Origin of the sequence: Wolbachia endosymbiont (group A) of Udea olivalis, assembly GCF_964028365.1 — a bacterium.
Taxonomy (GTDB): Bacteria; Pseudomonadota; Alphaproteobacteria; order Rickettsiales; family Anaplasmataceae; genus Wolbachia; species Wolbachia pipientis.
This window is the reverse complement of the sequence record NZ_OZ034773.1, coordinates 932,785-957,533: the sequence shown is the minus strand read 5'-3', so window position 1 is coordinate 957,533 and position 24,749 is coordinate 932,785. Positions and strand designations below refer to the sequence as shown.

The 24,749-nt window shown below is 35.6% G+C and carries 23 protein-coding genes and 1 riboswitch; of the genes, 16 read left to right on the top strand and 7 right to left on the bottom strand.

Annotated elements, in window-relative coordinates; translation table 11 throughout:
* Positions 1-4: 4 nt before the first annotated feature.
* Entirely contained in the window at positions 5-229 is a 225-nt protein-coding gene (locus ABWU32_RS04405) for a BolA/IbaG family iron-sulfur metabolism protein (RefSeq protein WP_015588949.1), read from the bottom strand.
* Between the two features lie 164 nt (positions 230-393).
* On the opposite strand from ABWU32_RS04405, the gene ABWU32_RS04400 reads away from it, so the two are divergent.
* Entirely contained in the window at positions 394-1,266 is an 873-nt protein-coding gene (locus ABWU32_RS04400; RefSeq protein ID WP_080717615.1) for a P44/Msp2 family outer membrane protein, read from the top strand.
* Positions 1,267-1,280: 14 nt separating this feature from the next.
* Here the strand turns inward: ABWU32_RS04400 and ABWU32_RS04395 are convergent, their stop codons facing one another.
* Positions 1,281-2,603, bottom strand: coding sequence for a malic enzyme-like NAD(P)-binding protein (locus ABWU32_RS04395; RefSeq protein WP_353278398.1), 1,323 nt, complete (start codon positions 2,601-2,603; stop codon positions 1,281-1,283).
* Between the two features lie 134 nt (positions 2,604-2,737).
* Here ABWU32_RS04395 and pgsA point away from each other — a divergent pair, with 134 nt between their 5' ends.
* From pgsA to ABWU32_RS04325, 14 genes are all read left to right on the top strand, one after another.
* A complete protein-coding gene (pgsA, locus tag ABWU32_RS04390; protein WP_015588952.1) occupies positions 2,738-3,280 on the top strand; it encodes a CDP-diacylglycerol--glycerol-3-phosphate 3-phosphatidyltransferase in 543 nt (180 codons plus the stop codon).
* A gap of 111 nt (positions 3,281-3,391) precedes the next feature.
* Complete coding sequence (locus ABWU32_RS04385) at positions 3,392-4,333, top strand: hypothetical protein (protein WP_353278396.1); 942 nt, start codon at positions 3,392-3,394, stop codon at positions 4,331-4,333.
* Between the two features lie 60 nt (positions 4,334-4,393).
* Positions 4,394-5,101: an outer membrane protein assembly factor BamD gene (locus ABWU32_RS04380; protein WP_015588954.1), complete on the top strand. Its 708-nt coding sequence runs from the start codon at positions 4,394-4,396 to the stop codon at positions 5,099-5,101.
* A gap of 60 nt (positions 5,102-5,161) precedes the next feature.
* Complete coding sequence (locus tag ABWU32_RS04375; RefSeq protein WP_015588955.1) at positions 5,162-5,902, top strand: YebC/PmpR family DNA-binding transcriptional regulator; 741 nt, start codon at positions 5,162-5,164, stop codon at positions 5,900-5,902.
* Positions 5,899-6,837 (top strand): M23 family metallopeptidase, encoded by a 939-nt coding sequence (locus tag ABWU32_RS04370; RefSeq protein WP_015588956.1) that lies wholly within the window; start codon positions 5,899-5,901, stop codon positions 6,835-6,837. Before ABWU32_RS04375 ends, ABWU32_RS04370 begins: the two co-directional genes overlap by 4 nt.
* Positions 6,838-6,844: 7 nt before the next feature.
* Entirely contained in the window at positions 6,845-7,690 is an 846-nt protein-coding gene (locus ABWU32_RS04365) for an SPFH domain-containing protein (protein WP_353278955.1), read from the top strand.
* 76 nt (positions 7,691-7,766) lie between these two features.
* A riboswitch (TPP riboswitch) is annotated at positions 7,767-7,869 on the top strand.
* Entirely contained in the window at positions 7,858-8,133 is a 276-nt protein-coding gene (locus ABWU32_RS04360; RefSeq protein ID WP_006280002.1) for a SemiSWEET family sugar transporter, read from the top strand. (Overlaps the previous riboswitch by 12 nt.)
* Positions 8,114-8,806 carry a thiamine diphosphokinase gene (locus tag ABWU32_RS04355; RefSeq protein ID WP_265027791.1) on the top strand — a complete coding sequence of 231 codons (693 nt, stop codon included), beginning with the start codon at positions 8,114-8,116 and terminating at the stop codon, positions 8,804-8,806. Before ABWU32_RS04360 ends, ABWU32_RS04355 begins: the two co-directional genes overlap by 20 nt.
* Before the next feature lie 374 nt (positions 8,807-9,180).
* On the top strand, positions 9,181-9,510 hold the full coding sequence (locus ABWU32_RS04350) for a transposase (RefSeq protein WP_141456678.1): 330 nt from the start codon (positions 9,181-9,183) through the stop codon (positions 9,508-9,510).
* Complete coding sequence (locus ABWU32_RS04345; protein ID WP_265027790.1) at positions 9,494-10,129, top strand: transposase; 636 nt, start codon at positions 9,494-9,496, stop codon at positions 10,127-10,129. The genes ABWU32_RS04350 and ABWU32_RS04345 overlap by 17 nt, the downstream gene beginning before the upstream one ends.
* Before the next feature lie 1,001 nt (positions 10,130-11,130).
* Entirely contained in the window at positions 11,131-12,534 is a 1,404-nt protein-coding gene (locus tag ABWU32_RS04340) for a malonyl-CoA decarboxylase (RefSeq protein WP_015588958.1), read from the top strand.
* 79 nt (positions 12,535-12,613) lie between these two features.
* Positions 12,614-14,410, top strand: a complete 1,797-nt coding sequence (gene lepA / locus ABWU32_RS04335; protein WP_353278393.1) for a translation elongation factor 4 — start codon at positions 12,614-12,616, stop codon at positions 14,408-14,410.
* A 616-nt stretch (positions 14,411-15,026) separates the two neighbouring features.
* A complete protein-coding gene (locus tag ABWU32_RS04330; protein ID WP_015588960.1) occupies positions 15,027-15,782 on the top strand; it encodes a hypothetical protein in 756 nt (251 codons plus the stop codon).
* 726 nt (positions 15,783-16,508) lie between these two features.
* On the top strand, positions 16,509-16,889 hold the full coding sequence (locus ABWU32_RS04325; protein ID WP_015588961.1) for a TrbC/VirB2 family protein: 381 nt from the start codon (positions 16,509-16,511) through the stop codon (positions 16,887-16,889).
* Here ABWU32_RS04325 and ABWU32_RS04320 read toward each other — a convergent pair.
* Both ABWU32_RS04320 and ABWU32_RS04315 read right to left on the bottom strand, forming a co-directional pair.
* Positions 16,865-17,863 carry a pyruvate dehydrogenase complex E1 component subunit beta gene (locus ABWU32_RS04320; protein ID WP_015588962.1) on the bottom strand — a complete coding sequence of 333 codons (999 nt, stop codon included), beginning with the start codon at positions 17,861-17,863 and terminating at the stop codon, positions 16,865-16,867. The two genes, ABWU32_RS04325 and ABWU32_RS04320, sit on opposite strands and share 25 nt — an antisense overlap.
* A gap of 547 nt (positions 17,864-18,410) precedes the next feature.
* Positions 18,411-19,511, bottom strand: a complete 1,101-nt coding sequence (locus ABWU32_RS04315) for an ATP-binding protein (protein ID WP_015588963.1) — start codon at positions 19,509-19,511, stop codon at positions 18,411-18,413.
* Positions 19,512-20,613: 1,102 nt separating this feature from the next.
* Between ABWU32_RS04315 and ABWU32_RS04310 the strand changes: the two genes are divergently transcribed.
* Positions 20,614-21,879, top strand: coding sequence for an MFS transporter (locus ABWU32_RS04310; protein WP_256359313.1), 1,266 nt, complete (start codon positions 20,614-20,616; stop codon positions 21,877-21,879).
* Positions 21,880-22,349: 470 nt separating this feature from the next.
* Here the strand turns inward: ABWU32_RS04310 and ABWU32_RS04305 are convergent, their stop codons facing one another.
* The 3 genes from ABWU32_RS04305 to secG are packed head-to-tail and all read right to left on the bottom strand — an operon-like array spanning position 22,350 to position 24,710.
* On the bottom strand, positions 22,350-22,760 hold the full coding sequence (locus ABWU32_RS04305) for a nucleoside deaminase (protein WP_015588966.1): 411 nt from the start codon (positions 22,758-22,760) through the stop codon (positions 22,350-22,352).
* Between the two features lie 25 nt (positions 22,761-22,785).
* Positions 22,786-24,390, bottom strand: a complete 1,605-nt coding sequence (locus tag ABWU32_RS04300; protein WP_015588967.1) for a CTP synthase — start codon at positions 24,388-24,390, stop codon at positions 22,786-22,788.
* Positions 24,390-24,710 (bottom strand): preprotein translocase subunit SecG, encoded by a 321-nt coding sequence (secG, locus tag ABWU32_RS04295; RefSeq protein ID WP_007548880.1) that lies wholly within the window; start codon positions 24,708-24,710, stop codon positions 24,390-24,392. Before secG ends, ABWU32_RS04300 begins: the two co-directional genes overlap by 1 nt.
* Positions 24,711-24,749: the final 39 nt, after the last annotated feature.

Here is a 24,749-nt window from a genome sequence, read left to right as displayed (position 1 = left end):
CACCTTATTTTAAAGTATTAGTTTCCAGTTGCAAGGCGTGTATAGACTGACCTTCCAGAGCTTTATATACCATTTTATGCTGTTCTATTTTTGTCTTTCCAAGAAAACACTTGGAGTTTATTTTTAAATGATAATGGTCATCATCTCCAGCAAGATCATGAATTTTTATATCAGCGTCGGGGAACGATTGTTTGATGATCCTCTCTAATTCGTGAATTGCAATAGTCATTGATTTGCTTTAAATTACAATACTTTCATTATAAATCTAAAACGATTGAGCGCAATAAAAAGTTGCTATCATAAAAAATAGAAGCATACTATAATAATGGAATGACAAGTTATGCAGGGAGGCTTTGTGGTGGGCGAAAGATTTAAATTCACATATCTTTGGTTTTGCTAACTTTTTCATTTAGGTGCTTATCTTACGATGATAAAATAAATAACTTAGAGAATGTTTACATCAAAGCTAACTATTTTGGAGCATTCTTCAATGCAATAGGTTCTCTAGAAGGAAAAGAAGATGCAGGTGACAATATAACAGAGGGGGTTTTTAGTTTTAATAAGAAGGAGCGAATTGAAGCTGGATACAGTCCTAAATATGTTCCAGGGTTTGCCGGTAGTGCTGCAATAGGGTATTTATTCAAAAATATGAGAGTTGAGTTTGAAGGCTTATATTCTCAGACTAACTTATATGATGAAGATTATTCAGATAAGAAAAAAGCAAGATATATTGAACTTCGTCGTCACAATGATGCGTCTACTGGAGCGGAATGCAATTCACCTTGGAGAAGTGGAAAGGTTGATATTCACATTCAAGAAAATTGTAGTGTTGAAGCAGAGTTCAGAGCTGCATTTAAGATGAAAAATGAAGGTTTTAATAACTTAGCTGGAATGGTCAATGTATATCGTGATTTTAATATAGCAAAAATGCCATTCACCCCATATGTTGGTATTGGTGCAGGTGTAACTAGGGTTAAATTTCTAGGAAAAACCAGATATGCCTTGGCTTACCAAGCAAAACTTGGTATCAATCACCAACTTACAGCACAAACTCAAGCATTTGCTGGTTTACGCTATTTTGGTATCCTTGATAACCAATTTAAAGATATTGTACCAGGAATAAAGATACTAGCTGGTGAAGGATATATTCCTGCCGGTGGAGGAAGTAAAGTTGATGAAACTGCACGTGTTGAATCAACAACTGCAACCATTACCAATAGGTTTGGCATATATGGCTTAGAGTTTGGGTTGGTTTATCACTTTTAACTTTATCCAATAAATTACATATGTGAAGATAGTAAATTCAGCGTGCTGAGAACATTAGAAAGACGAGATTTTAATTGATTTTCATATTTACTCCAATCTTGTATTGCCTTTCTTGCAACACCTGAATCAACTGCGGCTTTTGCAACAGCAGGAGCTACTATAGAAATTAATCTTGGGTCAAATGGAGTAGGTATTATATATTCACGTCCATAGCCCATTTTACGACCGCCATAGACTGCAGATATCTCACCTGGTACTGGCTCACGGGCAAGCTTTGCTATTGCATCTGCAGCTGCAATTTTCATTTCATCATTTATTGTTGTTGCATGTACATCAAGTGCCCCTCTAAATATATAAGGAAAACCCATTACGTTGTTGACTTGGTTGTTGTAATCTGACCTACCAGTTGCAATTATTGCATCTGGCCTCACAGATTTTGCAAACTCAGGCCTTACTTCTGGATCGGGATTGGCAAGAGCAAAAATAATCGGGTCTTTGCCCATACTCTTTAACATCTCTTCATTTAACACATCTTTTGCAGATAGTCCGATGAATACATCAGCGCCTTTTACTGTATCAAGTAGAGAACGTTCGGAAGTATCAATTGCATATTTTTCCTTCCACTCATTCATGTCCTCGTTTCTACCTTTGTATATTACTCCTTGCTTATCACACAGCACTATATTTTTAGCGCCCATGGACTTTAGTATTTCTAAACATGCAATACCGGCTGCTCCAGCACCATTCATAATGATCTTAACGTCCTCTAATTTCTTTTCGACAATATCAAGAGCATTTTCTATACCAGCTGCAACAACCACTGCAGTTCCATGCTGGTCATCATGGAACACTGGAATATCCATCAGTTCATTCAGACGTTTCTCTATTATAAAACAATCGGGAGATCTTATATCCTCTAAATTTATCCCCCCCCAACTTGGCCCAAGGTACCTTACTGCATTGATAAAATCTTCTATATTTTCTGTACCAACTTCTATATCAACTGCATCAATATCAGCAAAACGCTTAAATAAAACAGCTTTGCCTTCCATGACAGGTTTTGCAGCAAGAGGACCGATATTACCAAGTCCAAGCACTGCAGTGCCATTTGAAATGACAGCAACACAGTTGCTTTTTGCCGTATAATCATAAATAACCTCAGGATTTTTAGCTATTTCAAGGCACGGAGCTGCAACGCCAGGGGAATAAGCAAGTGACAAATCATACTGGGTAGATAAAGGTTTTGTTGGCATGATTGAAATTTTACCAGGCTTACCACCTCTACTGTGATAATTAAGTGCCTCTTGTTTTGTGGTACTATCTAAATCATCGTTCATCATTACATCCTTATATTTTAAGCTTATATTTTTTAAGTATATGGAGTTTTTATAAATGTTCAATTGTAAACTATTAGCTTGTGAACTCTGGTGTACTTCTGTATAAGTTTACCTACTACGTAGAATGGTATTACATGCTTAAGAAAAACGTGCCTAATTTGCTTACAATTTCTCGTGCGCTTGCAGTACCAGCAATAATATTAAGTTTTTATATAGAAAATAAATATGCAGGCCTGATAACAATATCAATCTTTGTGTTTGCGTGCATTACGGATTTTTTTGATGGTTACTTGGCGCGTGCGTGGAAAGTCCAATCAAAATTTGGCAAGCTATTTGATCCAATTGCTGATAAATTAATAGTGGTTTCAACGATAATTATGCTAGTTTATAAGCAGAAGATAAATGATTTTACAATAGTACCATCGATTATCATCATCTGTAGGGAGATATTAGTCTCGGGTTTGCGGGAGTTTTTGATAGCTACAAATGTTAGTCTACCTGTAAGCAAAGCTGGCAAAATTAAAACATTTTTGCAGATGGTTGCTGTAGTAGCGCTAATAATGAACGATTATTATATGATTCAATATACAGGTGCGATTTGTTTATGGGTTGCAGCTATTATAACTATGTGGTCAGGCTATAATTATATCCTAGCCGGCATCAAACAGATTGGTTAAATCTCCTAGGAAATAGTTAATAGACAAGAGTAGTTAATATCTTAGTGATATTGACTCAGAAAGCAAAAAGGTGTATAATTGTATTAACTTACAACTAATTAGGTTAATATTATGAAAATACCTAGTGGCAAATTTTCTTCTACCAAAAAGGTTCCAGGAAAGAATAAGAAAAAAAGAGATTTTGAACCATTAGAAGAGTTTTTTTGGGATTTTTGGCCAACAGTTGATAAAGAAGTCAAAAGAGAAAGGCTAGAACAAGAACTATTAGCACTAAAAAAAAGAGAGCTATATAGACAATGTGTATCATTGGTAACAATGGTTCCATTTGCATTATTTATGGCTATTGAACTGGAAAAAATATGTAGCGATCAGGTATTACTTGGCGTGATAAGTGGCGCGCTAAGCCACACTATATTACCTTTTACAGTCTTATCTCTTATTTGTACGCTATATTTAATTTACAATAATAGGAAGATAGCACAAAAAGAACGAGAGTTGGAGATTATTGAAAATGGAGAGGAAGTAAAGGAAAAAGAGCACAATATTTCTGATATAGGTCAGTGTTTGATCTATATTGAGGCTATAACAACTGCACTGGTTATTGTAGGTATGATAATGGGTGAAACATCTTCACTTGAAGCAGCAGAGGATGTAATTTTATTTCTTGCCAATGCAATTGCTTTTCTTGCAACTCTTGTTTCTTATATTGATAAGCATGAAAAAAATAAGAAAAAGGAAACAGAAAAGTCTGATCTTGATGAGAAATCTAGCAAGAAAACTAGCAATATATCTGTAGCCGGATTGGCGCTTGCTGGTTCTTCTATATTTTTAATAAGAAGGATAATGTTAATGGCATTAGCATCGTCCTTAAATCCTGCTGTTGGACCTACTTTAGGCTTGATAGGTATTGCAATTTTTATGGCTGTACAGATCTTAACTATACATTCCTACAGCAAGACGCTGAAAGATCCAAAAGTGGAAGGACGAGGTGAATCAAGAAATGCAGGTAGTTCTGACCGTAGTTATAAAGAAGAAGGGCCGGCTATTGCCTAAGAAATTTATTTATTTAAGTAATATTTAGGTCTATACTTTATTTTGATCGAAAAAAATCTTATGTATAAGACTTTAATCACGTGCTTTATTTTCCTAATTTGCTCCTTTACACAATCGTATGCGGATGATCTTGAAAAAACTGAAACTGAACTATATGAAGAAGCAGTTGAACTTTTTGACCAGAAAAAATATAAACAAGCTATTAGGGCATTTCACAAGATAGAGGATTTGTATCCTTTGTCTTATTGGGCAATGAAAGCGAAATTATTATCTGGAGTTTCTCACTATAATATGGGTAACTATAGCAGTGCTGCAAGTGATATGGCTGATTATATATATGTTTATTCAAATGGTGAAGATTTACCATATGTATACTACTTAAGAGTATTATCTTATTACATGCAAATTAATAAAGTGCAACTTGGACAGCAAACTGCATATAAAACTTTAGAGCTGGCTACAGAATACATTAATCTCTTTCCAGGCAGCGAATATGTAGACGAGATAAAGGAAAAAACAAAGCTAATCACAGAGCATATATCAACAAAAGAGTATTCTATCGGTAAATTTTACCTGAGGCGTGGTGAATATTTAGCAGCAATTAAGCGTTTCCAGAATATGGCAAGCTATAAGGATTCTAAATATTTTTCTAAATCTATTAACTATTTAATAGCAGTCCATTCAGCTATTGGCCTTGACTTAGAAGCTGAGCAGTATGAAAGTATGTTATTAGCAGAAAACCTACAAGATGCCAAGCCGGAGGCTTGAAAATTTGCTTTAGCTTTTTCTATGCTTTGATATATAATTTAGATTTTTAACTATTTGAATATGGCTGGTCATTCACAATTTTCAAATATAAAACATCGGAAAGGCGCTCAGGATGCAAAGCGCTCTCAAAAATTTACGAAGCTGATTAGAGAAATAACAGTTGCTGCAAAGCAAGGGCTACCCGATCACGAACTCAACCCACGCCTTCGTTCTGCTATATTTGCTGCGCGCAAGGAAAATTTGCCAAAAGATAAAATAGAAACAGCAATAAAAAATGCAACTGGTAACGTTGCTGGAGAAAATTATGAGGAAATCCAATATGAAGGTCATGGGCCTTCTGGCACTGCACTCATTGTCCATGCCTTGACTAATAACCGCAACCGTACTGCTTCTGAGGTACGTTATATCTTTTCTCGTAAAGGTGGAAATTTAGGAGAAACAGGAAGTGTTAGTTACCTTTTCGATCATGTAGGCTTAATCGTCTATAAAGCAGAGGGTGTGAATTTTGACGATTTATTCAGTCATGGAATCGAATTAGAAGTATTGAATATTGAGGAAAATGACAAAGAAGGATTACACGTTATAACTTGTGAAATAAAAGATTTTGGTAAAGTACGCGATGCCTTTTATGCAAAATTCGGAGAACCAGAACTTGCTCGTCTTTCATGGCAGCCAAAAGATCTGATTGAAATTAGCGATAAAGAGTTGATTGATAAATTATCTGCATTGGTTGAAGAGCTGGAAGATAATGATGATGTACAGTATGTGGAAGGTAATTTTACTTTTGTTGATAAGCTATGAGGCTGGTAATATTTGTATTGCTTTGTATTTTACCAGCATATGCTACTGAAACATCAACAGATCTTGCACAGCCATTCCAGCATGGAATCAGAAAAAAAAAAGCTACTTTGACGACAGAAAGTGATAGAAAGTTGTTATTCATATCCAGTACCATAAAATCTTCCTTTTTTGCCACGGAAGGGTTGGCGCCAAATACAGTGGTGAAATTGATCAACATATATAAAGATTTTGGTGTTGATTTTAAAAAAGACATTGTGCCAGAGAGTAAATTGGAGGTTCTTTTTGAGAGATTGCCTAATAATCAGAAGACTGAAGAAAAAATTTTATATGCTTCACTGACAATAAACAAAAAAGCTATTAGTTTATATCATTATAAATCACAAGACGGCAAAGAAAGGTATTTTAATAAAGAAGGAATAAGCTTAAAAAATGGCGAAATTTTTGCAAATCCTTTAAATGGAGATTATCGCATATCCTCAAAATTTGGCAATAGAAAGCATCCTGTTCGCGGTAAAATTGCTTTTCACAAAGGAGTGGATTATGCAGCTAAACTTGGCACTCCCATATACGCTGCTGCAGAGGGTGTGATAGAATATATAGGAAAGAATGGTGGCTATGGAAATTACATCAAAATAAAACACAAAAATGAGTATTCAACCTGTTACGCGCATATAAGTAGATTTAGTGGCGATATAAAGTTAGGCTCTAAAGTAAAGCAGGGGCAGGTCATCGCCTATGTTGGTAGCACTGGTGTTGCAACAGGACCTCATTTACATTACGAAGTTATATATAACGGCAAACACATCGATCCGCTTACGATAGCGCATAAAACTGAAGTAAAATTGCCTGATCATGAATTAAGAGAGTTTAAACTATTTGTAAATAAGATAAATAAAACGATCAACAGAGAGGGTTCAAGTGAAAAAGAAGTTTAAAGACAATATGGATAAGAATACGATAAACGATAGAAATTTAAGTCAACTCCGGTTTTTTCCTGTACTAATAGCGCTAGGATTAATTTTATCGCTGCTTTTTTTGGCATATGACAGCACAATTGCACTTGGAGTTGCTGCCGTTTCAATTTTGACTTTTCTTCAAGGATTTTTTATTAATGACCCTAATGAAGCAAGAGTGATAGAGTTTTTTGGTCATTATATTGGAACTTATTTTAAGTCTGGAATATGTGTAACGCTTCCCTTTTCAAGCAAATATATAGTTTCCCTAAAATTTCAAAATATCAACACAGAAAAAATAAAAGTGAATGATGCCAATGGAAGTCCAATAGAGATTTCAGCAGTGATTGTTTGGAGAGTGAACAGCCCGGCGAAGGCGTATTATAATGTTAACAACTATCACGAATTTGTTTTTGTACAAAGTGACTCACTAATAAGAGAATTAGCAAGCAATTATCCGTATGATAGCGAAAGCGATGAGGAGTCTTTACGTAAAAATTCTGATAAAATTTCAGATGAATTGCGGTCAATGTTACAACAAAGATTAGATATTGCAGGAATTGAGATTACAGAAGCAAGAATATCGCATTTGGCGTATTCGTCCGAGATTGCACAAGCAATGTTAAGGCGTCAACAAGCACATGCTATCACTTCGGCAAGAAGGCATATAGTGCAAAATGCAATAGGAATTGTCGAGGAAGTAATAGCTCATTTTGAAAAAAACAAAAGCTTACAATTAGATGGCAAGCAAAAGGTTCAATTGATAAATAATTTGTTGGTTGCCCTAATCTCTGAGCAAGATGCACAACCGAAGATTAGTTTAGATAATAATTAGCATAGGAGCCGATTGGGTTTCATAAATGCAAGTCACTATTAATTTCTTGATTAATAGACTAAATGATGTTATAAATTACACGCATTAGGGGTGCTCTAGAAAAGCTGAGAGTACATAAAGTACAACCCTTTGAACCTGATATTGTTAAAGCAAGCGTAGGAAAATGTATGTATATAAATATTGAAGAATGCTTCGGCTTCATTGCGTTAATTGCATCTCTAATTGGATTATCACCTCAAGTATATAAAGCATATATCACTAAAGTTACTCGTGATGTATCGATGTTAATGTTAGTAAACTATCTTATTTGTTCATTGTCTTGGATTGGCTATGGTCTTTACCAGAGCTCAATTTTTGTGGTGCTTAGCAATATTGCTGGATTAGTGATTAGCATAATATCAATTATTCAAAAATGTTACTACGATGCAAAACCTGCACCATGATCATGTGCTGCACTGCAGTACACAACAACAATATCGTTCTATTGTAGTGCTAAATGGAAAAATACCGAGCTCATCGTTTTTTAAACGAGATATACCTATTATTGCTGTAGATGGAGGAGCAAACAAGCTTCTATCAATTGGCGTAAAACCTGATCTTGTAGTAGGAGATTTGGATAGCGTAAATCTGGATTTACGTGCTAATTTGAATACGATATATCTACCTGATCAAGATTATTGCGACTTTTCTAAAGCAATGGCTCACTTAAAAACAGTAAAGTTATTGCCATCAATAGTAACGGGTATTACTGGAGGAGCAATTGATCACATACTACAGAATATTAACATTTTTCTAAGTACGGGCAGTATCTTTTACACACCTTCACCTCCCATGGTAGGTTACACTTTACAAAAAGGTATTACCCATTTTTTTTCTTTGCCAAAAAATACTAAAATATCTTTACTTGGTATACCGAGAGCTCAAATATCAACTAAAGGATTAAAATGGGAACTGCACCTTAGTAATCTTGCTTTTCCGGGAAAAAATTCTTGCTTTAATCGAAGTTTAGGCAATAAGGTATCCGTAGAAGTACACAGTGGTATATGTCTAGCAATGATTTATTTAGAGACATTAGATGATGCTGCAAGACATCATGTGCGTCAAGTTAAGAAGTAAATAGACTTCTTGCATAACCCAAACTAAGTAGAAAAAAGGTATCATCCAAGTAGCTGACACTGGTTCCTTTATGACGTGTCATTCCAGTTTCAGCTACTTGAATGACAGCAGTCCTACGTCATACCGCCGCGGTATCTCTTAGCCGCTAACAAGCAGCGGGATGACGAATTGCTTAACCGTCATACCGCCGCGGTATCTCATCCGCTAACACGTAGTGGGATACTTGATCTTTACAGGGATGACGGTTGTCAGGCTAGCCTGTCATCCCAGTGCCCAGACACTGGGATGGCTTTGTTGCATCGCTCAAGTGAAAAGAACTGGCAGTTACTGACAAAATTCATTATAAATAGCCATTTAACTGTTGAAGAAAAAATATGCCACAAAAAATGAGAGTCAGTAACTGCCATGAATATAACAAATTTCTCCAAGAAAGAGGAAGCATTTTTTGTTATATCAATGACGCCATAGAAAATTGGTACGAGAATTGTCCAAAAATGCAGGGCGGCAACTATATTTATAGTGATAAAGTTGTGATTTTGGTGCATATAATCGTCAGTTTCTTTAGAATTGGTTTAAGACAAACAGTCGGGTTTATAAAAGGGTATTTGCAACAAATAGGAAGAGATTTGGCAGTTATCAGCTATTCACAAGCATCAAGAAGGTTTAAGAAACTTAATATTAAGATAAATGATTGCAGAAAATAATATGGAAGATATCGAAATTGCTATAGACAGTACAGGAATTAGTATATACAACAACACTCCTGGTCACAGCAAGGAAAATAGCACTGACAGAAAATATCGTGGCTATGAGCAAACGAGAAAATTGCACGTAATGTTGAATATAAACAACAAAAAAGCCATAGCTGTAAAATACAGTAACGGTGTCTACTCTGATCACTATGGAGCTTGTGATTTGCTAAAAGAAGTTGATTTTCAGCATGCCATAAAAGCACTATATGCAGATAGAGCATGTGATAGGCACAAGTTTTATAAGTTGTGTAACGAATATGATATAAAGACAAAAATTCCACCAATAAACAATGCGGCAGAACATCCAGAAATAGATTATATGTCTGACAGGAATGCTGCTATTAGGTTAATAAAATTATACGGTGAAGATGGCATGAAAGAATGGAAAAAAGAAGTAAATTATGGGAAAAGATCTTATATTGAAGGGTTTTTCTCAAGATTAAAGCAAATATTCGGATTTAGTTTGAGGAATAAATCTGAGATAAATCGAGAAAAAGAACTGCTAATCAAATGCTATTTGCTTAATAAATTCACTGATATTGGTATGGCTAAATTTGAGATAGTTACATGAATTTACCATAAATCACCATCTCATAAAGTGTGATGCAACAAAGCCCACTGGGATCCAGGAATTTTATTAAGTTGGTAAGCATAAAAGTGTTATGTAAAATACAACGTTCTTGATGGGATTGCGTGAAAGGCTGGATCCCAGTGTCAAGCACTGGAATGACATCATAGGAGCACTGGGATGACACCCTACTTAACCGTCATACCGCGATTTATTCGCGGTATCTCAAAGCATAGATCCCGCTAACACGTAGCGGGATGACGATTGTCGTTTAGCTATAAACATTAAGAAATTTACCAAACGAAAAAAAAGGCAAAAGAAGCCCTGAGGTTATTATCCGCTTTAAAATATTGGCGTTTTTTATGTTTTAAACGCTTGACAAGCGAGATTCAGCCGCTTTTAATTGCAACTAACCTACGCTGCAAATGTTTAAGAAATTTACTAAGCAGAAAAAAAGACAAAGAATCCCCGAGTTAGCTAGTCTTTTACTATCTCTGTCGAGTATTGGCATTTTTTGATGTCTTGTAACGCTTTATAAGCGCGTTCAGCTTATTTAGATAAAAATCTAGATGTAGATGAAGTTTTGTAAAGACATACAGTATCTATATACTGCAAAAAATTGAACATAAGACGCCGATACATTAAGTAATCCTTACCTTTTAATCTGCAGATTGGCGAAAGCAAATACAATAGCTTCAGTTTCATGATAGGGGGGCTGGCGGAGTTTGTCAAGGAAGTTTTTGTTTCTACTGAATGACAGTTGTGGCTTGGGAGGTAGTGCAAGAAGTCTATTGTATTACTGAATCATTAATAATTCAGTAATAGTGCCTGCTATGTAGCTAAAATTTTCCTTTAACTTAAGCTATATGTAGCTAAAATAACTTGGGTTTACCGACGATTTGACAAACGACAAATTCGTCATCCCGCTACTTGTTAGCGGGATCTAGAGATGCCGCGGCGGTATGACCCTGACTTGCATTAGCTATGTATAATAAAGGGAATCTATGACAAAAGAATCATTGGTAAAAACTGATATAGTGAAAGTTGAAGACAAAAAGGCGGTAAGAAGCTTTTTTAAAATACTAGGTGGAGTGGCAGATGCTGTAAGATCGTGGATTGGTAACATCAGTCCTGATTTAAGCAACAGTCGCGATATCGATAGTTTAGTCTTGAAGATGAACGAGTGCTTAAATCCAAAGGGAGGGGAGGTTTCAGCACGTAAAAACGCTGTATCTCTTGGTAACTTGTACTTAAGCTTATCAGAGAAAGGTAAAATAAAATTTCTACAAACCCTGGCAGAAAAATTTAATCCGAATAAAGCGGAAATAGATGAGAAAATTAGAGAGTATAAGAAAAACCAAGATCCCGAGTTAAACTATAAATTTGAACAGGATTTAATAAAAATTCTTGAATCACCGCGTTCTAAAATATTAAAGCAATTTATTTCTTTACCAGAAGGCCTTAAGTTTATTGTTGATATGCGTTCTGATGTGCTTAAGCTAAAGAACCAATATAGAAGCTTGAATCCACTAGAGAGCGAATTAAAAAATATACTCTATACTTGGGTTGATGTTGATCTACTCGATCTTCGTCAAATCACCTGGGATTCACCTGCATCATTGCTAGAAAAACTTATAAAATATGAAGCTGTGCATAAAATTTCCTCTTGGGGCGACCTAAAAAACAGACTAGACTCTGATCGTCTCTGTTTTGCTTTTTTTCATTACAAGATACCAAACGAACCTCTAATTTTTGTAGAGGTTGCATTGGTGGATAAGATTGCAGATAGCATTCAACACCTTTTAGATGAGTCAGTACCTTCAAATGATCCGAGTAATGCGAGCACTGCTATATTCTATTCAATATCAAATACTCAAGCAGGGTTATCTGGAATCAGCCTTGGTAATTTTTTGATCAAAAGGGTTGTAGAAAAGCTATCACAGGAGTTTAAAAGTATAAAAACATATGCAACTCTTTCTCCAATACCTGGCTTTACGAAATGGCTAAAAAACAATCTAAACCAAGATGTCACTTTATTGGGCAAACTAAATATAAAACAATCTAGTGCAGAAATTTTAGAAAGTGCAGAGCAATTAAAAACTAATGTTGAATGTACAAATGAAACTAAACAATACATGCTTAAACTATGTGCATATTATTTACTAAAAGTGAATAATAGTAATGGAAATACTTATGACCCGGTGGCGCATTTTCATTTAAGCAATGGCGCATCAATAAAACAATTAAACTGGATGGCGGATACTTCTGAAAAGGGTATTAGTCAGTCAGCCGGGATGATGGTAAATTATCTATATGAGTTGCCTAAAATAGATAATAATCATGAAAACTATATGGTTAATAAAGTGATTTCCTGCTCGAAAAAAGTGTCGTCTATGTTGAAGGAGTAAATAGTCTCTTAATAAAGGATTGCCCTCACAACACTTAAAATGTAAAATAGTTTCACTAATTAAGTATAGTGGGCCATAAATGAACAACATAAGGAATTTCGCAATAATAGCGCATATAGACCATGGTAAGTCAACGCTTGCTGACCGTTTAATAGAGGAATGTAACGGCCTTGAAGCAAGAGAAATGACCAATCAAATACTCGATTCAATGGATATAGAACGCGAACGTGGGATTACAATTAAGGCACAGACGGTAAAACTCAATTATACGGCAAACGACGGTAATCAATATTGCCTAAATCTCATGGACACCCCAGGTCACGTTGACTTTTCTTACGAGGTAAGTCGAAGCTTAGCCGCATGTGAAGGTTCACTTTTAGTGGTAGATAGTAGCCAGGGCGTTGAAGCACAAACCCTTGCAAATGTATATAAAGCTATTGACAACAACCATGAAATAATAGTTGTGCTCAATAAAGTTGATCTTCCTGCTGCAGATCCAGAAAAGGTAAAACTCCAGGTTGAGGAAGTAATTGGCATTGACGCAAGTGAGTCAGTTTTAATATCAGCAAAAACTGGACTTGGAATAAAAGATGTACTGGAAGCAATAGTAGCAAAACTTCCAGCTCCTCAAGGTGATGTCAATGCTCCATTGCAAGCAATTTTAGTTGATAGTTGGTATGACACTTACTTAGGAGTAGTAATTTTAGTGCGAGTTAAAAATGGAGTGCTAAAAAAAGGCATGAAAATTGTTATGATGTCTAATAATGCTACATATCAGATAGATAATATCGGTATTTTCACCCCTAAAAAAGTGATGACGGGTGAACTTTCAGCGGGTGAAGTTGGTTTTATAACTGCTTCAATGAAGGAAGTAGCAGACTGCAAGGTAGGGGACACTATCACTGAGGAAAAGAGACCTTGTAGTAAAGCACTTCCTGGATTTAAAGAAGTGCATCCTGTGGTATTTTGTAGCATTTTTCCTCATAAAACGGATGATTTTAAATATCTAAGAGAAGCTCTAGAAAAGTTACATTTAAATGATGCAAGTTTTACCTTCGAAGCTGAAACTTCAAATGCACTAGGCTATGGATTTCGTTGTGGTTTTTTGGGAATGTTGCATCTTGAAGTTATTCAAGAAAGGCTCGAGAGAGAATTTGATTTAGACCTAACAGCAACTGCACCGAGTGTTATATATAGGGTTACAACACGAAGTGGTGAAGTTTTGAATATTCATAACCCAAGTGATATGCCAGATCCAACGAAAATTGAAATTGTGGAAGAGCCGTGGATTACTGCAACAATAATGGTCCCTGACCAATACTTGGGAGAGATTCTATCTCTATGTGAAGAAAGGAGGGGAGAACAGGAGGATTTATCTTACATTGGTAACACAACAACAGCATTGTTAAGATATAAATTACCACTATCTGAAGTTGTTTTTGACTTTTATGATCGATTAAAATCAATTTCCAAAGGATATGCAAGTTTGGATTGGGAAATTTCCAGCTATCTGGTAAGCAAAATAGATAAATTAAGCTTTTTAATTAATGGAGAGCCCGTAGATGCACTGGCTTGTATCGTTCACAAAAGTAGGGCAGAAAAAAGGGGGCGTGAAATATGTGCACGCTTGAAGGATCTAATACCACGTCAGCAATATAAAATCGCGATTCAAGCGGCAGTGGGCGGAAAAATTATTGCCAGAGAAACGATTAACCCATACAGAAAAGATGTAACAGCTAAACTCTATGGTGGAGATGTAACGCGAAGAATGAAACTACTTGAAAAGCAAAAGAAGGGTAAAAAAAGGTTACATTCTATAGGGAACGTAAATATTCCACAGAATGCTTTTATTCAAGCCTTGAAGATAAGTGATTGATCTTAAAAGACTTCTTGTATAGTTTTTGGCAACAACCGTTAGAAACGAAAAAACTTACTTGACAAACTCCGCCAGCCCCCTTATCATGAAACTGAAGCTATTTATTTATCTTCTCTGTACAGATTAAATGACAAAAAAACTCACGTATCTGGCGTCTCATGTTTAATTTTTTGCACTATGTGCACCTTATGTCTTTATCAAACTTCTACCTACATAAGCTGAAACGCGCTTATAAAGCGTTTAAAACATAAAAAAACGCCAACTTAAAAAATGGATAGTGAATAACTAGCTACCCTAGGGTTTCTTTTGCCTTTTTTTCTGTTTAGTAAATTTCTTAATGTTTCTAATTTAGATTAGTTGCGGTTTAAAAGCAACTAAATCGCGGTTATTAAGCATTTAGAATAAAAAAACGCCATACTTGAAAGTATAATGTAAGTAATTAGCCAACCACGGGGCTTCTTTTGCCTTTTTTTTTATTTGGTAAATTTCTTAATGTTTATGGCTAAACGACAACCGTCATCCCGCTGCTTGTTAGCGGCTAAGAGATACCGCGAATGAATCGCGGTATGACGTGGGAAACCTTTCTTGGGTTAGCTATAGAGTTGACTTTTTTATTATGGTATGTGATAATTGCAGTGTTATTAAGTTTAGTGGTAAAATGATAATGGATATAGCCTATTTAGCAGCACTTATATCAGCAGCTATAATAAAAATAGCAGCAGTAATACTTTGTGCTATAATGTGTATAAGCGTTTTCTTTATATTATTTAAGGGAATTAAAGAACACTTAGATTCAAAAGGATTTCTATCTCTTCTGAAAACAGTAGGTGTAATTTCTATAATACTATCAATTATATCTCTCCCACTTATTATATTAAGCCTTACTACTCCGTCACCTCTGGTAGTAGGTATAGTAGGTGGTATCGTTGGTGCTATTTCCATAATACCATTAATAGTAGCTTACATTTTGCTTTCAATAACATCGAAAGGATTGTCTCAACAGCCTGAAAATTATCAGCACTTGTTCTTAACTTCTCTTTTACTGTTTATTGGAAACATCATAGCTGGAGCTTTTATCGCTGTAAGTGGTGTTTTTCCAATATGTAAAGTAGATTCCTTATCATCTTTATCAGCAGCACTAGAGTCCTTACCTGCAGTAGGAATACATGCACTAGCACTTACGATTGCAACTGCAATTGGAGTAGTTATTGTAATCGATCTCGCTAAGCAAGCTAAGGAGTACATATCAGGTAAAATAATGCAAGCAGAAAAAGAATCTGTGACTGATACACATAAAGAACCAGACTCTAAAGTGGATGAAGCAAAAGAAGGAAATGTTAAAAATGAGCGGAAAGTACCTCTTTTGCCCTAAATATAAAGATGTCATCCCAGTGCTCCTTTTTTTGTCATCCAAGTAGCTGACACTGGGATCCAGGTTGCTCACAAGCAAACTAGCATAGAAAGTGGTTACAACGTTTTCGATGAGATTGCAGAAAGGCTGGATCCCAGTGGGCTTTGTTGCATCGCTACTTATGAAAGGCTAACTATAATTAGGATTATAAGCAACTTATTGAAAATCTTGTTTTTTTGCAATCAATCTGATCAAATTTAAGAATAGTAATTTGTTATTTATATTAATAAATTTAATTCTATTGAAAATAGCTAAAGCATTGAAATTCTTGAATTTTAGCCGGATTAGTGAGTGGTAGTGAAATTTCTTTTACTCAAATTTAGGTATTCACTGACCGTTCTTGTTATAAATACCAGAATAATAAGCTACTGATATTCTCCACCTTTTTTATCTTTAATCCATCATAGCTAGCGATGCAACAAAGCCATCCCAGTGTCAAGCACTGGGATGACAGGGGAGTTGGATGACACCGTCTTGGATGGAAATCAGTGTCAGCTACTTTCATGACAAAAAGAGGGCACTTGGATGACAGGAGAAGGAAGCATTGCCCTCCTGGTAGCACAATGTTCGTGCAGTTGTGTGTCAACTACTTTTGTGGCACCGTTTGTTATTCAATCTTTATGCTAGTTTTACTAAAAATTATACTATTTTAGATATAATTACAATATCTAAGTTTAAGGTATAGAGATGAATCCTACAATCAAGAGAATTTTCAATATTTTTCTTATAGTATTATTTATTTCTTTTTCTCATGTTGGGAGTGCTGCCGCTGACACTAATACTGATACAACTGCTCAAGTAATATGTAACATTATTGGCTACGTTTGGGGAATAGGCGGACCGCTTATGACCGTAGTGATAATAGGTGCAGCTTTGCTTGCGATATTTGGTAGAATGCCATGGCCAGCTCTTTTTGCACTCGGTATATTTTGTGCTGTATTTTTCGGTGCTAAAACTATCGTCATAAAAGTAATGGGTGGTATAGGCGGCACTGGAAATACTTCTTTGATGGACCAATGCGGAACAGGAGACACAAAAAAGAACTATTTTTTTCTAAAACAGACCTGATGCACGGCTTCAACTATATCTTCCACTTGCGGTAATGCTTTTTTTTCTAGATTTGCAGCGTAAGGTAAGGGGATGTCCTTGCCAGTTACACGTACAACTGGAGCATCAAGGTAGTCAAATCCTTGTTCCATAATAACGGCTGACAGCTCTGCTCCTATTCCTGCAAATGGCCATCCTTCTTCTACACTAACTAACCTATTAGTCTTCTGAATAGAGTTAATAACAGTTTGAGTGTCAAGTGGTCTTAAGGTTCTGAGGTCAATAACTTCAGCTTCTATACCTTCACTCGAAAGTAAATCTGCTGCATTTAAGGCATCCATTAATTTTAATGAAAAAGCAGTGATAGTTACATCCTTTCCTTCCCGTATAACAGCAGCTTTGCCTATCTCAAGTAGATAATCTTTGTTTGATAGCTCAGAGTCAGAAACTTCATGCTCATGTCCATAAGCTATTTCGTTTTCTAGAAATATTACCGGATTAGGGTCACGAATTGCAGCTTTAAGCAGACCTCTGCAATCTGAGGCAAAATAGGGTGCTATTACTTTTAACCCCGGTATATGCGAATACCAAGCTGCAAAGCATTGAGAATGTTGTGCAGCAACTCTTGCTGCAGCGCCATTTGGTCCACGAAATACTATAGGGCATCCAAGTTGTCCGCCTGACATATAATTTGTTTTTGCTGCGGAATTCACAATTTGGTCAATAGCTTGCATAGAAAAATTAAAAGTCATAAACTCGACTATTGGCTTTAATCCAGCAAATGCCGCTCCAACAGCAAGGCCAGCAAATCCATGTTCGGTAATAGGCGTATCAACTACTCTGTTTTCTCCAAACTCTTTCAGTAATCCTTTCGTTACTTTATAAGCACCATCATACTCTGCAACTTCTTCACCCATGATAAGCACATCAGAGTCGTTTTGCATTTCTTCTCTAATTGCTGTGCATAAAGCTTCTCTTACACTTAAGGTTGCCATTTATAAACTTTTATAGACTTTAACTAAAGTAACTATATCAGAATTACTGGGGGTAAGTAAAGTGTACAAATTAAGTTTTACAAACATCATGACCAACTCATTCCAAAAAAAAATCTTCTCACGCTTGCTGGTTTTGGTTGCTAAAAATGATTGTATTGCTTGTGTTTTTAATAATATATACTGCTAAGTTAATAATAATTCACTTGGGAATAACAGAAAAATACATGATAATTTTATATTTCAAATAGAATAAAATCCTTTTTATTGATACTGTCTTTTTTTGTAAAAAACATTCCTAACTTTTCCACCACTTTTTCTGGCTAAGGTCAGTATAACTTTTGCTTGAAATAACTGTTTATATGGTGCAATTTACAGCTTTTAGTTGCTAAAATTATAACTCTTAATTTAATAATTTTAATCCAATAAGCTTTCAGGTTAATAAAATTAAATTATTTGAGTAAATGCAATACCATGTCTTTATTTGTGGGTAATAATAAGAATAACGAAGGTTGGCTCAGCTACACTTCTATAATTTCAATTTTTATGTTTACCGTATAAAAGAAGTTTCTTCTATCTGTGTCTTCGCGTTTGAAACTAACTTTATTCTATCTCTTTCTTGTTCTGGACTTAACCTGTGAAGCGCGTAACTGAAATCTTCCTCACTCACTATAAGCCGTCTTTGCGCACCAGCGCTAATTTTTGCTTCATTCACTAATTGCTCTAACTCAGCCCCAGAATAGCCTTCAGTCTTGTCTGCAATGTCTTGGAGGCTTAGCTTTTCATCAGTTTTTGTACCTCGCATATAAAGTGCCAATATCTTTTGTCTCACCTCTATGTTTGGATTAGGGACATAAACCTTCTGACCTAAACGTCCAGGTCTAATAAGTGCTGGATCTATACCACCGATAAGGTTAGTTGCACCAATTACTATTATATCTTTTCTGCTCTTAAATCCATCTATTTCAGTTAACAACTGTGTTAAACTCTCTCGACAATGGTAAGCTGAGTTATTAGCGGTACTTCTTTTTTGAGCAACTGCATCTATTTCATCTATAAAGACTATACAAGGAGAATATTTTTTTGCTATTTTAAAAAGCTCGCGTACAGCATGTGCACCATGACCAATATATACTCCAATAAGTTCAGGACCTGAGATGCTTATGAAATTCATATTTGATTCACCTGCAATTGCACGAGCGATAAGTGTTTTACCATTTCCAGGAGGGCCATATAATATGTAACCTCTTAGTGAATTAATACTTTTATTTCCAAACAGCTTGCGCATTTCTTCTGTCATTTGGTCACAGCAAATCATCTGCAACCGTTGTTTTAAGGAGTCATCAATTATAGCATCAGCAAATGTTATTCTTTTATCATCTGAATTAGCTAATTCTATCGATATAGGCAGCTCTACTTCCTTTAGTTTGCTGAATACTTGATCATATACAAACCAAACAATAAAAAGGGGAACGACAAGTAACACACAAGGCATAGCTTCACTAACATAATGTGCAGCTAACTCATACCCTTTACTAAGCAACATTGTATGCATATAGGCAAACAAAAAAGCGATAGAGACAATAGTTGCCACGCATAGTAAACAGATTGAAATTCTTTTTAGTAATTCTGAAATTTCAATTTTTTTCATCTTAATACCTTATACCAATTTTAAACTAAGAATAATTTTATCTAGCTTACCTATTTTAGCTTGATTAGAGCGTTCAGAAAAATTATCAAGTACGTACTTTAATTTATTAAATACTAAAAACAATATATCACCATATTGTCACATACATCTTTAAAGTTTACCAAATTCATTTTCAAAAAACAAGATTTTATTATTAACCAGAATTCTGGATTAGATTTTAGGTAAATTATTGAAAGTCTTGAATTTTACTAAATTAGTAACTAGTCTTAAAATGCTTACTGCTTTATCGTAAATGCTAAAACAATAAGCTATTGATATTCTTGTTTTTTTTAATCTCCAATCCAGAATTCGGGTTAAAAACGCTAACTTGTATCTTCAAGAAGTAAGACATAATAGCTCTAAAATGTCTTGCAAGGAAAGGTAAAGCTGAACGCTAACTTATGCCAGAAAAATACCGTATTGTTTGCCTTTTTGAGTAGTATCATCTTATTTTTCCTGTAAATTTTGTTTATAACGCCTAAGATTTACGATATTTTAATCCCGGTAGAATATCTTATAAAATCAGATTATATGTTATACCTATGGAAATAGATAACTTTCAGCAATATTACAACCAAGAAGAAATGAAGACAGTAACATTAGCTCAAATTTATAAAGACTTGGTAATAAAGATATTCGATATAGCCACAAGCAAAATGTAAGCTACTATTAATGGTATTATGGAAATAGCACCAACGATACCACCTACTATACCTACTACCAGAGGTGACGGAGTAGTAAGGCTTAATATAATAAGTGGGAGAGATATAATTGATAGTATTATATAAATTACACCTACTGTTTTCAGAAGAGATAGAAATCCTTTTGAATCTAAGTGTTCTTTTTCCCTTAAATAATATAAAGAAAATGCTTATACACATTATAGCACAAAGTATTACTGCTGCTATTTTTATTATAGCTGCTGCTATAAGTGCTGCTAAATAAGCTATATTCATTGCAATTATCACACACCATAATAAAAAAGTCAACTCCATATGTTTAGGTTGTAAAATCCCAAAAAGCAGCCAGAATAGAATAAGCAAACATTTACGAATTGAATTTAGTGCAAACAAGGGTGTTGATATCAACCATACTCTGCAGAATCGCAATATGGTATGACTACATGCTTTTTATTGATTTGATTAACATAATCAGCAGAGAGTTTTGTTTTGCAAAAGATGTCTACAGTAACATACTGCAATTATTTGGAATTGTAGGGCTAGGTGCAATTGTAAGGCCACTTGGTGCATTCATATTTGGTCACGTTGGTGACAGGTATGGAAGGAGGATAGCATTAATAATTACTATCTTGCTAATATCGATACCATCAAGTCTCATTGCATTTATTCCAAGTCACAATCAAGTAGGTATAATTTCTACTATATTGCTTCTTGCAATCCATATAACACAAGGAATTGCACTTGGTGGTGAACAAGGAAGTTCTGTTTATCTTATAGAGCATTTATCCAGTAGGAAAGAGAACTTAGGGATGTATTTTGGAATGATGGGTTTTGGTCGCTCCATTGGCGTCTTGCTTTCTGCGGTGATAGTGATTATCTGCAAAAAAACTACTGATTTTTGTACCTTGGGTTGGAGATTGCCATTTATTTTCTCAGCTATTTTAGGATTAATTAGCGCGTATAGCATATACACATTGGGAGAAACTCCAGCATATGAAAAAAATCGAAAACAAAGAAATTTACCTGATTTGCCAATAATAGAGCTTATAAAACGCCACAAGAGAGCTCTTATACTTGCTATTTTAATATCTGTACCTGTTAATGTTGCTGTTGGATTTACCATATTTCTTCGAACTCTCGCAAAGGAAATAGCATCAGTGGATGTTTATGTAACAACATATATCAACGAAATTGTATTGATTATAACCAGTGTATTAATGCCGATATCTTCAATAGCGTTTGGAATGTTGGCTGATAAAGTTGGAAAAGAGCGCACTGCAATCTTATTTATAGCAATTACAATGGCACTGTGTTGTCCTGCGTTATCTATTGCATATTACTATAAAAATTATCTTGTGATTGCGTTGAGCGTAATGGTTCTCTCTATAATAGAAAGGGGTATAGTTCCCATAGGAATAGTTGCATCTGAACTCTTTCCTACCAATGTTAGATTTAGTGGTGTGAGCTTATCACGCAATATCTCTTATGCGTTACATGGAGGATTTACTCCTATGGTTTGTATTTGGTTGACTGTAACATTTCCTCAAACAAACCTTGCTGCTGGGCTTTATATAGTCTTCTGCTTGTTGATCAGTGTGGTAGCAATATTGCAAATAAAACCGCAAGATAAGAAATTTGATTGGTCTTAGTTTTCTCCTATGTGATTTGATAGACCGGGAAAGGGTTTCATCTAAGTAGCTGACACCCTGACAACCGTCATCCCGCTGCTTGTTAGCGGGATCTAGAGATACCGTGACGGTATGACGTAGGACTGCTGTCATTCCAGTCTGGAATCCAGAGAAAAGGATGATGTCATCCCAGTGTCCCTGTAATGTCATTCCAGTGCTTGACACTGGAATCCAGCCTTTATTATGCAGCCACTTGGTTAAAATTAAGTCTTCTGGATCCCAGTGTCTGGGAACTGGGATGACAAAGGAGGGCAGTGTCAGCTACTCGGATGACACCCTGCTGGTGGACAATGTTTGTATAGTTGTGCGTCACGCGCTGGAATGACGAATTACTTAACCGCCATACCGTCACGGTATCTCCTAGCATAGATCCCGCTAACACGTAGCGGGATGACGATTTTGTATCGGAAAACAAGTAGCATGACGATTTATCAAATGTTCCTTAGTTTCTCAAAAAAATCCTTTAACAAAAAAGAGCATTCTGTTTCTAATATCCCACCATAAACTTCAGGTATATGGCTGCAAAATTGAAATATCTTAGCACCATTTTCAATTCCTCCACCTTTTGGATTATAAGCTCCAAAGTACAATCGTTTAATTCTGGCAAAGGAAATGGCTTGAGCACACATCGGACATGGTTCTAATGTTACGTACATATCAGCATCACAAAGCGTGGGAGTTGAAAATGCTTGTCTGATCGCTAACATCTCTGCATGTGCAGTTGGATCGCTGGATATATTGTGTGCAGAAGAAATGATATTGTCTCCACTCACTATTACAGCACCTATGGGCACCTCATCATTTTTTTGAGCGAGTTTGGCTTGCTCTATGGCAAGCTCCATATATTGATACTTAAACACTAGGCACTTATTTCTTATCAATTGCTGCTTTAACGAACGACACGAAAAGAGGATGAGGAGAAAACGGCTTTGATTGAAATTCTGGATGAAACTGCACACCAATAAACCACGGATGACTCTCTAACTCCACTGCCTCTATGCACGTTCCATCTTCTGATATGCCACTGCATAACAGCCCATTTTTTTCTAAGTCATCTTTATAATCTGAATTGATTATGTACCTATGCCTGTGTCTTTCTGAAATAGTAGTGTTACTATATGCATCCATCATTTTAGAGTTTGCATTTATATTACATTTGTATGCCCCAAGTCTCATGGTTCCACCAAGATCGTCATCTTGATCGCCAGCTAACTTAACGATTGGATGTTTACAGTTACGAAATTCTTCAGAGTGTGCATCTTCAAGCTTAACAACATTACGAGCAAATTCAATAATTGCAAGCTGCATACCAAGGCAAATTCCGAAAAATGGGATATTATTTGTACGGGCATAATTTATTGCTAATATTTTACCCTCTACTCCGTCATCACCAAACCCCCCTGGAACAAGGATTGCATGAGAATTCTGTAACTTCTCCCCTATAAGCTTTTCATTTATAGGTTTTTCTTCCTTCTCTCTTGAGTTAACCCAATTTATCTTTACTTTGACTTTATTACTAATCGCACCATGATTTAATGCTTCAACCAGTGATTTGTATGCATCAGGGAATTCGGTGTATTTTCCCACTATAGATACAGTAACTTCCTGTGTTGGGTGCCTTATGGAATGCACTATTTGATCCCATTCAGTCAAGCTTGGTTTTGGCTTACTTAAATGAAAGTGCTCCAAAATTTGCGTATCAAGCCCACATTGGCTATACAACACCGGTAACTCATATATATGACTCACATCAGGGGCAGGTATCACATTGGATAAAGAAACATTGCAAAGCTTAGCTATTTTCTCTCTTTGATTATCGAAAATTTCTTTCTCACTGCGGCATAATATAATATCTGGTTGTAACCCCGCGGAATTTAACTCTCGAACTGAATGCTGCGTTGGTTTTGTCTTTAATTCTTGCGCTGCGGTAAGATATGGTATTAAAGTTAAGTGAATCAGGATAACTCTTTGTTTTCCTAATGTGTAGTTAACTTGGCGTATAGCCTCCAAAAATGGTTGGCTTTCAATGTCACCTACAGTTCCGCCTATTTCACATATTACAAAATCTAAACCTTCCGTACCATTAAAAATGAACGATTTGATCAAATCTGTTACATGAGGAATGACTTGCACAGTTTTGCCCAGATAATCACCACGCCTCTCTTTCTTCAATAACTCATGATATATCTTACCAGTTGTTATATTGTCATCTTTTGTTGCTTTAATTCCAGTAAAACGCTCATAATGCCCAAGATCCAAATCAGTTTCAGCACCATCTTCGGTAACAAATACCTCTCCGTGCTGAGTTGGGTTCATTGTCCCAGGATCAATGTTGAGATACGGGTCAAGTTTTCTGATACGGATCTTAAAACCGTGAGCTTGAAGAAGCGCACCAACACTCGAAGCAACTAAGCCTTTACCAAGCGATGACACAACTCCACCTGTGACAAAGATAAATTTAGCTTCCTTCATTAATTTTCAAATGGAACAGAAGTAGATTCACTTTCTTGCTTTTTTTCTAATATAATTTTTTCTGCGATCGATTTTTTATGTACGTCTTTTGAACATAATCCTGACAATAGCAATGTGTTTATAATAAACAATCCAGCAACAATAGCCGTTATTCTGCTGAGCGGGTTTTCAGAAGATTTCACCGGAATCATCGAATTGACCCCCTGTTGTGTATTACTAAAACCACTTAACGAACTACTTCCAGGCGGCTGCAAGAGCACTAAAATTACTAACACAACAACCAATATTATTTGAAATATACTTAATACCGCTACTGACATTATAGATAGGGCTGAAAATAAAAATTTTAGCAGTACAAA